This window comes from Sutcliffiella halmapala, assembly GCF_002019665.1.
GTDB classification, from domain to species: domain Bacteria; phylum Bacillota; class Bacilli; order Bacillales; family Bacillaceae_I; genus Sutcliffiella_A; species Sutcliffiella_A halmapala.
On record NZ_KV917375.1, the window covers coordinates 2,625,069 to 2,637,667 of the forward strand.

The window sequence follows — 12,599 nt, forward strand, 5'->3', positions numbered from 1 at the left end:
TAGTATCTTGCAGGAAATAAATGTATAATATTAGATAGAAAGGGGAATTGTTATGGTTTCTACTTTTTTATCATTAAGCATTTACTTAATATCATGTAAAACTTTTTCGTCCAATCGTAGTAGTAATGTTTCTGTTAGAAAAATAATTAATATTGTAAAACTGATCATATTTTGTTTGATAATTTTTATAGGGTATATAATTGCATGGCTAACAGGAGATAAACCATAATGATTCCATATCCAGTACGATTATTTCTATTAACTTAGAGGTTTCACAAAATTACTTTTTTTATCTCCATTAAATGATGATTTCCTAATGTTGTTGATAGTTTAGTTAAAAAATGTAGGGACACACACTTCTGGGTGTCCACCACTGACTTGTTGAGAGATTATGGATATGTTTTTAAATGCTTATACCTTATTAATTCCCTATTTGAATTAACTACAATTTCGTCAATTCCGTAACTTATGTGAGCATTGTAAAAAGGCTCTATTTTTAAAGTTATCTCATATAATCCGCCGATACCATATACCTGCTTTATTTTTAGAATTTCTGCACCATTTGTATCCCATCTAAGACCTTTTGGTGCATTTGTGTCATCTTTGTAGATTTCTACAATTGCTTTATCTACTGGCTCTCTTAGGCTATTCATAAGTGCCAGTTTAAGTGTGTCACATAAATCTGTCTCGGCTTCATTTATTGTTTTTGCATTCGCAGTTGTATTAGACATTACAAAAACAATCATTCCAATCATAAAAGTTACTACAATTTTCTTCATTATTACCACCTCATTTTAGTTTCTAAAGAACTAAAATGATTTATTCAGCACCTTTTGAGTTAATTACTATTTGACAAACGCAAGCTGCCATATGTGTTAGTCATTTCAAATACAAATGATGTTAATAGAAGCTCTTTTATATGCTGTTTTATGCTTTCGTTACAACGACTATCGACAAATAAGAACCAAGCAAGGTAATTGTCCAGATACTTTGTAGCCACACCTTTAAAATGGTCTATCCACTGTTTTAGACGGGAATGGAGACCATTGACAATTTGGATCTGACACAAGCCGCTAATAACGTGTTCCCACTGTCTATTTAATAGGGTAATGTTTTAAGCTTTTTCTTTTGCACAGGTTTTATAAGCTCTCCAAGCATCGGTTACAATCACGTTTTCTTTGGACAGTTTAGAAAACAATCAAGGTATCGACTTTCGGTTTTACAATACGCCCCAAACACCTATAACAGAGCCAATAAAAAAACCAGAATAGCTAATTTTATCCGTCGAATTAATGAGTTTAGACTGCTATTTTTTTGTACATTTACAAAAAACTTGTAACGAAATTGAAATTTTAGGTACTTATACATAAGGAAGGGGGAAGGAATTTAAAAAGCTGTATGAAATTTATTCAAAGGATTTATTTAATTACTTATTTTATCTAACCAATGATCATTCCTTAGCAGAGGAATTGGTTCAAGCAACTTTTTATCAGGCTTTTATGTCCATTCATCGTTTTCAAGGTAAATCGAAGGTCAAAACTTGGTTATTTCAAATAGCAAAACATGTTTACTATAAGCACCTTAAAAAAAATCCTTTCCCTTCAAATTTACAATTTGATGATAGCGGTGAAAGCTTGGCTAATCTTGATACTCCTGAAACGATTTTACAAAAGAAAGAAGACGATATGTTTTTGCATTTTGCCATCACGGAACTCAAAGAACCATATAAACAAGTCATGGTTCTCCGTGCATTTAATGAATTAAGTTTTAAAGAAATTGGGGATATCTTTTCCAACAGTGAGAACTGGGCAAGAGTGACATTTTATCGTGCAAAGCTTCAATTGCACGATATCTTAATGAGAGAGGTGAAAAAATGACTATCAAATGCAAAGTGATTGAGGATTTGCTTCCCTTATATGTAGATGGACTAACAAGTAACGAAAGTAATCAAATGATAGAAGAACACCTGAAAACTTGTCATGAATGCAGGGAAAAACAACTAGCTTTACAAACAGAATTGGTGGCAGATGCGACACTTAGGAAAGAGCCGAACTCTTCTGAGGATCACGTTCAAAGGATTGTTTTAAGAATTAGAAAAAAAATGATGGCCTTGTTAAGTGGGACATTTTTAATAGCAATACTTATTGGAATGTTTTCGGATGTTTATATCTTTAGTGTTTTAGCCTATTTATTACTTGGAACTTCTTTGTTAGTGTTTCTCTGGAAAGTAGATAGCAAAAGCAAAAAATACTGGATAAGTGGAATTTGTATGTATTTGTTTAGTGCTCTAGCTGGATTTTCAATTGGTCTATATACGCTGAGTATCGCTTTCATTTTGTTTACACTTGCGATTGGACATTCCTTTGGAAGAATAAAAAAACTACACCATTCAATTATTAGCATCGTTATTGCTCTTGTTTTATGGTGTATTGCCATTAATATATATGGAGGATTTTGGGCATTTTACCCTGTCATTCAGTTGCTCGAATTATTATTTAGTTAGTGTAAGGAAGAGATTGATATTCCCCTTATCCAAAGAACTTAAATTAATGGGTACAATGATAAAATAAGGGTTGTCAAGACTAATACTAGATATTGACGCCTATCAAAATATATATAACCATGCGGGTTTACAATATTTATATCCACTTATAATTAATGCCAGATTCCTTATAAATATATAAGAAAATCTGGCATTTTTTGCGCTACCACTACTATTAGTATGAAATTAGTCTTATCCCCGTTTAAAGGATGCTACGATGATGTTCGTTGTAAACTAAATATTATAAATCCGTGCCAAAACACAAAGATTCATTTTCCATATCCTCTGTTAAATTCTCTCTCAAACCTACTAACCATTCTGGCTCATTGTCCCACTTATCTTTTGCTGACCTTAATACACGTACATAGCCGTACAAATTGGCAAATCGTCTACAAGCTGGTATTAATGACATCATATCATCTGGGATCTCAAATTCAGTACGATATCCGTCCAAAAAGCATTGTTTATTCTGCTGAAACATTTCAGGCTGCATACAATCTTGCAAACTATCAAGTGATTGCTCAATATCCATCACATACCAGTGATACATCGCATCGTCAAAATCAATCACGTTACAAGATTTAGACACTTCATCATAGAATACATTATCGTATTCAAAATCATAATGAATCAGTCCATAATTGGATTTTGTTTTAGGAATGGAATCAAAATAATCTTGTAATAACTTAGTTTCCATTAAAGCCGCTTTTTCATGTGGAAATTCAACTAGAATCGTATGAATCCAATTTAACACGTCGCTATATGACCATCGTTTGTTTTTAGAAGGTTGATACTCACTGGATAACTGGTGAAGCTGTCCTAATGCTTTTCCATGACTGAAAATAACCAAATCACTTAAATCAGTTTTGTTGATTTGTACACCTGCAACACGTTTAAATACAGAGGCAAAATAATCGCCCCATGGAGTTTCCATTTCGACAAGCTCCTCCCCATTTTTTGATACAACCGTTTCTAAAACTCCATAATGCTTGGAACGCAGGTAAGAAATAAAATCCAGTTCTGCTAAAATATTTTCTCGGCATTTCTCTGTTTTTGGAGAAAATCTTAAAAGCTGTGTTTTGCCTTGGATTTGAAATGGATATATAGCATTTGAAGATATTCTATAATACTTAAACATATCAAGAGATTGTTGATCGAATTCCCAATTTCCCAACAACATTTCTGCTAAGTCCACATTATTAAAAAGATATTTTAATTTCAACATAAATAGACAACTCTCCCTATTTTCTTTTAGTGTGTTATTTTTTGTTTAATTTTTTCTCGAAATCTCTTCTCTTTGTATTTAAACTTTGTAATTCAGCTAACTGTTTTTTATAACTACTAACTCTACTTTGACTTAAACTTTTATCATTTATAGCCTTTTGAATGGCACAGCCTGGTTCTTCTCGGTGTTGACAATTCCTAAATTTACACTCGTAACTCAATAGTTTGATTTCTTCAAAACTTTGGTCAAGAATCTCTTCCTCTCCCCAAAGTTGCAATTCTCTTACTCCAGGAGTATCTACAATGATGCCGCCCGTTTTAAGGAAAATAAGTTCACTATTAGTTGTTGTATGCTTTCCTTTTCCCGTAGACTGACTAATGGACTGTATTTTTTGTTTTTCATCACCAACCAAGAAGTTAGTTATGGTTGATTTTCCAACTCCTGATGATCCCAGAACTATAACTGTCTCTCCACACAATAAATATTTTAAGAAAACATCCATATTTATATTTTTTTCAGCACTGACAGAATAAATGGGAACTTTATCTGCTATTTCTTTCACTTGGTGTAAATATTCATCAACACTAAAGCATAAGTCTATTTTGTTTAGAATAATTACCGGTTTAATTTCACTGTTATAAACCAAAGTCAAAAATCTTTCTACGCGACGAATTTCAAAATTATAGTCTAAGCCAATAACAATAAATGCTGTATTGATGTTTGAAGCAATTACTTGTTCCTCTGTTTTTCCGCCTTCAATAATACCTTTTTTAAATTTTCTCCCTCCAGAGATAGGAAGCTTCCTTACATAAGCATTTTCTCTTGGTAAAATAGCATGAATGAAGGCATGTTTATTATTTTCTTTTATTTCATACACGACCCAATCTCCGACTGCCGGGAAATCTTTATTTAATTGGGCATTATACATAAACTTACCTGTTATTTTAGCGATTATTGACTTCCCTTCAACTTTCACTAGATAACTGTCCTTTTTTTTGGATGTGACCCTACCTGCATTTAGTCCTTTTTGTTTAAAGGGTTTAAAGTATTCCTCAAAATTAGCATTCCAGCCTTGTGAATGTGGTTCCATTAAATTTGCCTCCAGTTATAAATTTTGAGAAGTATAACTGGAAATTATATTTTTATAAGAGCATTAAATAGACAACAAAAAAACCACAGGGTATATAAAATAACCCTGTGGCCACACATTGCTCGCTTTACAAAAAGCCGATTTTTTCCACTATCATGCACTTTTTTTAATAAATCAAAAAGGCTAATTTTTTAATCCGCATGAGTGAGAGGCAATAAATATAATTTCCAAGGTTATCTTCATTAAATTAGTCATCGCTTAATCTCACTCCCTTCTTTAATTGTAAGAAAATTTTAACATTTTAATAATTGGTAAGTCAATAGTTTACACTTACTTATAACAAATATTTTTAAAAGAAAGAAATCTTCCTAAACCTCTCTCTAACTTTAGTAATTTTTTTCATAAAGTAGTAGATTATGATAGCCGTCAATTTACTCTATAACTGATCTTTTTCAAATAAAATTAATTTATTTGACTTATTTATCATTATTAGCGAGAAGACTCCTTCCTCCAAACACAACCGTGTTTAGGTGGGAGATGAATCGCTTTTTTGTCCTTTCAAAATAAATGTACAAGAAGAAAGAAAAAAGTAGATAACATCGTCTCCTCTTGATATAATTAAATAAGAACATACATTCGGTGAGGTGAGGAAGTGAAGCGACACATGGCGTTTAAGTTTCGAATCTATCCCAATAAGGACCAAGCTACGTTAATTAATAAAACCATTGGATGTTCACGCTTTGTGTTCAATCATTTTCTTTCCCTATGGAATACTCATTTTGAAGAAACAGGCAAAGGGTTAACGTATGCCAGCTGCTCCAAGGAGCTTCCTCCTCTGAAAAAACAACATGAGTGGTTGAAAGAAGTGGATAGTATTTCCCTTCAATCCACCGTCAAAAACCTGTCAGATGCTTATCAGCGCTTTTTCAAAAAACAAAATAAAAAACCACGTTTTAAAAGTAAGAAAAACCCTACACAAAGTTACACAACAAAGTTCACGAACGGCAATATTGTCGTGCAGGATAAGCACATCAAATTGCCTAAACTTGGTCTTGTCAAGTATGCGAATAGTCGCGGCGTCCAAGGTCGTATTCTATCCGCAACGGTTAGACGTAAACCTTCTGGCAACTACTTTGTTTCTCTTCTAACAGAAGTAGAAATCCAATCTTTACCAAAGGTAGAAAAAGTGATTGGAATCGATTTAGGGATCAAGGATCTTGCTGTTTGTTCCGATGAAACCGTTTTGGACAATCCTAAGTACCTTTCCGTATACGAAAAACAGTTGGCCCGTTGGCAACGGGTTCTATCTCACCGAAAAAAAGGCGGCTCCAATTGGAACAAAGCGCGTATGAAGGTCGCTCGACTACATGAAAAAATGACGAACACAAGAAGCGATTACTTACAAAAAATGTCCACTAGCCTTATTCGTGAAAATCAAACGATTGGGATAGAGGATCTTTCTGTAAGTGTGATGATTAGAAATCATCCATTAGCAAAAGCTATTGCGGATGTGTCCTGGTCGACATTCACCAATATGTTAGAGTACAAAGCTAAATGGTACGGCCGAAAGGTTCAGAAGGTTTCGAGGACTTTTGCTTCTAGTCAATTGTGTTCGGTGTGCGGATATAAAAATCCCAAAACAAAAAACCTTTCTGTTCGTACATGGACTTGTCCTTCATGTCAAACGGAACACGACCGTGACCAAAATGCTAGTAAAAATATAGAAAAAGAAGCGCGTAGACTACTAAGTGTCTAAAAAATAAACCGCAGGGACTGCGGGGTTAGCCCGGTAATATTCGGACCATTAGGTTTGATAACCCAGGAATCCCCTTCCTCAAAAATCTGCCATGATTTTAGGTGGGGGTAGTTCAATAAATATATCATTGTATACTTCAACAATAATTTCATATGAACTATCATCTTTGAATATCTTATTACTTTGTAGAAATTGTGAAACGTTCTTTAATTCTTGTTTGATTGCATTGAGAAATGCATGCTTAGGGATTAATGGTGACTCGAAGATTGTGGTTTCATCCTCAAGTTCGTGCATTAAAAATCTAACTACCTTTAATTGGATATTCTCACCTGAGTTTGTAATAATACACTCCGTTTGATTATCAAGCAAAGTAATATTAACTCCAGCCTCTTCATCAAACCCATCTAAATATTCAGAGTCTAAGAGTAAAGTGAAACCTTTCCAGGTCATAAGTAGGTCAGTTGTCCAGTCATCTTCAGTAAAAACTTCAGTATTATCAATCATTAATTGTACATACCCTGGAATGTATAATGCTGGTCCTTCATGTTCTTCACAAGTTTTAAGAGCTGCTTTAGTGGCTTCTGGATGTGTAATTGGTATATATCTTGTTTTCTCTGAGGTTACACAAGCAGAATCTAATTCATAATACTGATCATATATTAATAAATCAGAAGAATCATGTCTCATATTTGATACATACACTGTAAATTTAATATTCATCTTGCTCCACCTTTTTATTTAACTGGATTTAAACTATCTGAAATATGGTGCCTGCCACCCATTACGATAGAGTATTACTGTACCGGGCATCAGGCACCGACTTTCTTTCAACGTTAAAATCCTATATCCCTCTTATCCAACCAACCAATAGTATTTGTTTTATTTAAATGATGAAAGAACAACTTATCTTCGGATTCGGTCGCTCCTGTTATTTCTGTATAGACTCCCTCTGGATCTTGTAAATCCGCTAAAACATTTCCTGATTCATTAATGGCGATAATATGAGCATACCCAGCACCTTTAGGTAAGAGAAAATTTGGTAAGCGCATCGCTACAGAACGAAGCCAAGGTTTGTTTGCACTAAAGTCCAAAAAGTCGTTTCGAGGATAAACTAAACCGATCCAGTACCTTCCATTCTTACCTTGCGTTATGTTATCTGGAAGACCTGGTAAGTTATCTATTACTATTTGGGTAGATGTATTCGGCTTAAAGGCACTGATGTTTTCTGCTGTTATGTCTATCTTCCAAACTCGATATTTCCCCGTTTCAGTTACTAATAGGTAATTTTCATCTGCACTTAACGCAATTCCATTGGCAAAACTTAAGTCCTTCATTACTACTCGCGTCTGTTGGGTTTTAGGATCGTATTCCAATACCCTCCCCGTACTACTATTCGCTAATATGTCTAGTTCACCAGCTTTTCCAACATCACCGATCTCTTTTGCCTTAACTAGTAACGAGGCATCTGTAAAATAGATCAACCCATTATTCGCTACGACAACAGCATCAGCAAAACAAATGGGATTGCCATCAGCAAAATCTGTTAGAAGCTCTATCTCCGCTCCCTTATCAAAGTTAGTCACTCGCAGCAATCCACCATGGGCTCCATATAAAGGATCGGCAACGATAAGTGCACCCTCCGCATCGAAATCAAATCCAAGTGGACGTCCCCCTGTATTTACCACTACTTCCATTTCCGATCCATCAGGGCGAACGCGAATAATTTCACCATCCTTCATTGCAGCATACAGCCAATTATCCTGATACTCGATATGCTCTGGTTGTTTAAATGAATCTAGTTCAATAAAATCCATCCCTACTAACCTACTATTCTCTTTATGAGGACCTGTATATCCCTCCGACTGGGAGGCTTCCCAATAAGGAGGATGAATCGGTACGGGCCAAAAAGTTAAATAAAGAGTGAGTAGTAATACGGTACTTAGAACAATAACGAAAAATACATTTTTCTTATGGCTCATATTATTTTTCCTTTCTCGCTTATCCATTGACTGTGAATATTATTTTCTTTTCATTACAATAATTGAAAGTAGAGTTCCTATTAGGATGAATGCTGACAAACCAATAAAGAGCTTCGTAGGTGACATTGTAATAATTTCGTTCTCTGGAGTGCTTTCTATTATATGATTTACCGTCCACCAATCACTAATATCAGAGTGATAGTTTGCGAAATACAGCCAGAACAAAAAACTAAATAAAGTAAACAAGAACACTGCAACTAGCCTAGGCATTACATCCCTCCAAATCTACCGTATTTCTTTTCTGTTCTTATATTTACTAACGATAAAGTACGTTAGTAAGTAAATGACGATGATATTTAATCCAATATTCAGAAGATTGATGTGTAAACCATCATTTCCTGCGAAAAAGTTAGTTCCGAACCAATTGTTGTTAGGTTCTATTTGATAAATTGTTATATTGGTAAAAGGGTATCCATATTCATATTTTCCGATGCCATCACTGATAAATTGACTTGGAACTAATATAGTTATTAAAGCACAAACCAATAAACTAAACCCTAACAGGCTGTTATTTGGGCGTTTCATTTTAATGTCTCTTTTTTCAAATGAATACTGGTGATTATTTTCCGCTCAGTTTAATTCCACTATCTTGTTTCATTAGTAAGGTGCGACTGCTCCTATTTATCAATTACTCCCATTGGATCAATAAAGAAATTCTTTATTTGGACCACCTTGTTAGCGTTGATAGGGAATTTTTAAAAAACGAATGAATTCCCCTACTTACCTTTAGTGATTTTTAACATCGAGTTCCCATTTAACTGAAACTCGTATGGTACTTTAACTTCTTCCACTTTACATCCAATACGGATGGGAAAATCTATTATTTTATCTAAATGTTCGTATCTATTACCTTCTAAATCTATTAATGGAAAAATACGAATTTCCTCTTTCGTAACCCTTAATAATTCCATTATTGTCCTTTTGTGAAAATCAAAATCTAATCTGTCAGCGTATGTAAAAAGAAAATGGGCAGATAGCAGAATATCAAATTCCATATCTTTAAAAGGTAAAGCTGGCAAGGAAACTGGAACGTATCTTTCTCTGAATTCCTTCCTATCTTTCGTACATTCTATTAAAGCTCTTAACCGTTGTGTCTTAAGCCCTTCAATATTTTTGAAATAATCCCAAACATAATTATCTTTAGCTTTTTCCATATGCTCCATTGCATGATCTATGTCTAGTAAACCTTTATCTTCAAGGTCTTCTACTGAATGATAATAGGCAATGTCACAAGCAATTACATCTAACCCTAGTTTGTTTCCTTTTGCTGTAAAGGAGCATGCGCCTCCTGGACAATCAAGGATCTTCTTTCCCCTTAATTCTTCTATTGCAAGGGAAAACATGTCTAAATACTCTTCAAAGGTTCTGCCAATAAAAATAATTTTATCTAACTCTAATTTGGGACTCTGTTCTACTCTACTCAAATTAATCAAAACTCCTATCAAATAATTAATAGAATTGACGACATTTACTTCAATATCCACATACAATCTCTTCTATATATTAACACAAATATCCAATTAATTGATTGAAATTGGTGTTGAAAATGATGTGTAAAGCATGCGAATGATAAACGAGGAAATAAGGGAATAATAATTCATAATGTCAGAAAGACGAAGGGGATAATCATGAAAAAAATAATTATTGTAACCCTACTTGTATTTGGATTATTTTATATGTCTCCTCCCTCTATTTATGGTGAAGATAGATTAAATAAAGACTATAGGATTGCTATAAATAAGTTTTTGCCTTCAAGTGCACAATTAGTAAAGCCTGAAAATCCTAAATCAACCAAATCAATTCAGTTTTATGACTTTGACCGAGATGGAAAAGAAGAGCTTATTATTACTTTTGAAATAAAGGCAAAAGTACAACCTAATCCTTCTCAATTCGGCGCAATTATTTTAAGAAAAGAGAATGAAAAATGGGAAAAAATTTGGGAGACCCAAACTCATGGGGCAGGATTAGATTTTTCAGGTCTTTTCGATATTACTGGTGATGGTGTTAAAGAATATCTCTTCGGTGTAACAATTGGCGCAGCTGCAGGAAATAATTTAGAAATTTTTAAATGGAGTAATCACTCTTTAAACCTTTTAGCGGATGTTCCTTATCATAGGTTAGAGGTAATTACTAATGAGGATGTCGGTATAGCGGTATGGAGAAGGTACATTGCAGATACTTACTTTGTAGATGTACTTAAATGGAATGGAAAAAGAATGGTTCCAGATGAAGGACTATTCGTTAAATACTATCCAGAAATAGAAAAATTCCACAAAGAGAAAATCACAAAAATGGATGCGTGGTTTTACTGGTATACACTCGCAGATGCTCAAATAAAAGCAAATTTGTTTGATGATGCAGCTAACTCCATTAAAAAAGGGGTTACTTTAGCTGAAGAACTACTAATTCCAGAAATCGTCAAAAATTTTAACCAGCTAAATGAAAAGTTGAATAAAAAGAGAAGTTCCAATTAAGACATAAAACGCTGTAACTCTTATTCAAACCGGTTGTTGTTCAGTTTTATTTCCAATGACTTCTTCAACGCTCCCGTTAGTTTTATAAATTATTTCATTGACCTTGCAACATTTTATTTCTTGATAATGTTTAAAAAATTTCTGTGAAAATTACTGGTGTATCCAAAATAACGGCTGGTCTATTGATTCAGTTATCTGATGACGAGTTTTTTGTCACCGAATCTGAAATTTATGGGAATAATAAACTATATCATCAAAAGAACTTCGAATAAGAAAAACATAGGGAGATTTTAGTCTTCCTATGTTTTCATTCATATTATTTATCTGTTTGTTTTTGCTTCTTTTTCAAATACTCCGCACGTATTTTTTCAAGTTGCTGCTTTTTATCAAATTTGGCAGGCGTCTGTTTTTCATGAAACTTTTTCACAGCTACCTTACCTTTGGCATCCAATTGATATTTCCCCACTTTGTTCACCTACTTTTCTTGTCTTTAAAAAGAATCTATTCAACAAATATAATATACCTTATTTTACTGAAGTAAACCTTATTACTTTATTAGTGTTTACTTTCTTCGCTTCTGTTACTTCATTTACACTTCTCTTCATTGACTTTCTACCATCACTCTTAATAATATCCATAATCGAAACTGCTGAAATAAGAAGGAGAACCACGTAAAAAAGCAAGCAATGAAACCATGATTATTCCCCATGCTGTAAATAGAAGAGCCCGTCATTTAACGGACTAAAGGGGTTAAACCAATTTATTCACCTCTGCATTTCAGTTCAATACCAAACTGATCTTGTAAAGCTTTTATGCCTTTTTTGGTGAGATGGACTGCTCGGTTCTTTTCTGCTTTTGTAATCCATCCTTTGTCAAAAAAGCTAGTGGCTATTGCAGATCCTAACCAACCGGAAATATGATAACGCCTTTCACTCCAATCAAGACAAGGTTTCGCAAATATCCTCCTTTTTATGTTTGCCTCTTCGATATTGATTCCAAATTGAAAAAACCACTTTTTTCCTTGTTCAGTTACTACGTATTCCCCATCTTTCAAAGTTACGATTTCCTTATCAAGTAGTACCTCAGCAACTTTCACACCAAGTTCTCCAGCTAGATGATCGTAACAAGTCCGAGCATGGCGTACTTGTATTAGTTGATCCGACTGCCTCAATGAGCGAACTTGAACAGTTGGTGCGATTGTTCCTAACTTTTCGAGAACCTCTGCTACCTCTTCGTTAGCAAGTCGGAAATACCGATGTCTACCATGTTGTTCCGTAGTAAGTAGATTACCGTCGACTAATTTTGAGAGATGGGAACTAATTGTTGGATGTGACACTTTTGCTCTGTAAGCTAATTCACTTGCCGGTAGAGCTTGACCGTCCATTAAACAATCCAAGATGATAGCTCTTGTTGGTTCACCAATTAGTTTCGCAATATATGAGATATTTGGATATACATTCATATTTCGATGAT

General features: G+C 34.1%; 14 protein-coding genes and 1 pseudogene. 4 read left to right on the top strand and 11 right to left on the bottom strand.

Going from position 1 to position 12,599, the window contains the following annotated elements; genetic code table 11:
• Nucleotides 1-389 precede the first annotated feature (389 nt).
• Both BK580_RS12915 and BK580_RS12920 read right to left on the bottom strand, forming a co-directional pair.
• Nucleotides 390-779, bottom strand: coding sequence for a DUF3888 domain-containing protein (locus BK580_RS12915; RefSeq protein ID WP_078380739.1), 390 nt, complete (start codon nt 777-779; stop codon nt 390-392).
• 59 nt (nt 780-838) lie between these two features.
• Nucleotides 839-1,238, bottom strand: a pseudogene (locus tag BK580_RS12920) (IS1595 family transposase); the annotation flags it as partial.
• 156 nt (nt 1,239-1,394) lie between these two features.
• On the opposite strand from BK580_RS12920, the gene BK580_RS12925 reads away from it, so the two are divergent.
• Complete coding sequence (locus BK580_RS12925) at nt 1,395-1,877, top strand: RNA polymerase sigma factor (protein WP_078380740.1); 483 nt, start codon at nt 1,395-1,397, stop codon at nt 1,875-1,877.
• The gene (locus BK580_RS12930; RefSeq protein WP_078380741.1) at nt 1,874-2,503 is read left to right on the top strand and encodes a zf-HC2 domain-containing protein; all 630 of its coding nucleotides are present in this window, start codon (nt 1,874-1,876) and stop codon (nt 2,501-2,503) included. The genes BK580_RS12925 and BK580_RS12930 overlap by 4 nt, the downstream gene beginning before the upstream one ends.
• A 280-nt stretch (nt 2,504-2,783) precedes the next feature.
• On the opposite strand, the gene BK580_RS12935 is transcribed toward BK580_RS12930, so the two are convergent.
• Both BK580_RS12935 and rsgA read right to left on the bottom strand, forming a co-directional pair.
• Entirely contained in the window at nt 2,784-3,767 is a 984-nt protein-coding gene (locus BK580_RS12935; protein WP_078380742.1) for a phosphotransferase enzyme family protein, read from the bottom strand.
• Nucleotides 3,768-3,801: 34 nt separating this feature from the next.
• Nucleotides 3,802-4,857, bottom strand: coding sequence for a ribosome small subunit-dependent GTPase A (gene rsgA / locus BK580_RS12940; protein ID WP_078380743.1), 1,056 nt, complete (start codon nt 4,855-4,857; stop codon nt 3,802-3,804).
• 664 nt (nt 4,858-5,521) lie between these two features.
• On the opposite strand from rsgA, the gene tnpB reads away from it, so the two are divergent.
• On the top strand, nt 5,522-6,613 hold the full coding sequence (gene tnpB, locus BK580_RS12945) for an IS200/IS605 family element RNA-guided endonuclease TnpB (protein ID WP_078380744.1): 1,092 nt from the start codon (nt 5,522-5,524) through the stop codon (nt 6,611-6,613).
• Between the two features lie 78 nt (nt 6,614-6,691).
• Here tnpB and BK580_RS12950 read toward each other — a convergent pair whose 3' ends face one another.
• From BK580_RS12950 to BK580_RS12970, 5 genes are all read right to left on the bottom strand, one after another.
• Nucleotides 6,692-7,333 carry a hypothetical protein gene (locus BK580_RS12950; RefSeq protein WP_078380745.1) on the bottom strand — a complete coding sequence of 214 codons (642 nt, stop codon included), beginning with the start codon at nt 7,331-7,333 and terminating at the stop codon, nt 6,692-6,694.
• Between the two features lie 113 nt (nt 7,334-7,446).
• Nucleotides 7,447-8,592, bottom strand: a complete 1,146-nt coding sequence (locus tag BK580_RS12955) for an SMP-30/gluconolactonase/LRE family protein (protein ID WP_139364893.1) — start codon at nt 8,590-8,592, stop codon at nt 7,447-7,449.
• A gap of 39 nt (nt 8,593-8,631) precedes the next feature.
• Complete coding sequence (locus BK580_RS12960) at nt 8,632-8,862, bottom strand: hypothetical protein (RefSeq protein WP_078380747.1); 231 nt, start codon at nt 8,860-8,862, stop codon at nt 8,632-8,634.
• A 15-nt stretch (nt 8,863-8,877) separates the two neighbouring features.
• Nucleotides 8,878-9,177 carry a hypothetical protein gene (locus tag BK580_RS12965; protein ID WP_078380748.1) on the bottom strand — a complete coding sequence of 100 codons (300 nt, stop codon included), beginning with the start codon at nt 9,175-9,177 and terminating at the stop codon, nt 8,878-8,880.
• Nucleotides 9,178-9,368: 191 nt separating this feature from the next.
• A complete protein-coding gene (locus BK580_RS12970) occupies nt 9,369-10,076 on the bottom strand; it encodes an SAM-dependent methyltransferase (protein WP_078382763.1) in 708 nt (235 codons plus the stop codon).
• Nucleotides 10,077-10,280: 204 nt separating this feature from the next.
• On the opposite strand from BK580_RS12970, the gene BK580_RS12975 reads away from it, so the two are divergent.
• The gene (locus BK580_RS12975; protein WP_078380749.1) at nt 10,281-11,126 is read left to right on the top strand and encodes a hypothetical protein; all 846 of its coding nucleotides are present in this window, start codon (nt 10,281-10,283) and stop codon (nt 11,124-11,126) included.
• Between the two features lie 316 nt (nt 11,127-11,442).
• Here BK580_RS12975 and BK580_RS23615 read toward each other — a convergent pair whose 3' ends face one another.
• Nucleotides 11,443-11,592 carry a hypothetical protein gene (locus tag BK580_RS23615; protein WP_169864976.1) on the bottom strand — a complete coding sequence of 50 codons (150 nt, stop codon included), beginning with the start codon at nt 11,590-11,592 and terminating at the stop codon, nt 11,443-11,445.
• Nucleotides 11,593-11,886: 294 nt separating this feature from the next.
• The gene (locus BK580_RS12980) at nt 11,887-12,588 is read right to left on the bottom strand and encodes an ArsR/SmtB family transcription factor (RefSeq protein WP_078380750.1); all 702 of its coding nucleotides are present in this window, start codon (nt 12,586-12,588) and stop codon (nt 11,887-11,889) included.
• Between the last annotated feature and the right edge of the window lie 11 nt (nt 12,589-12,599).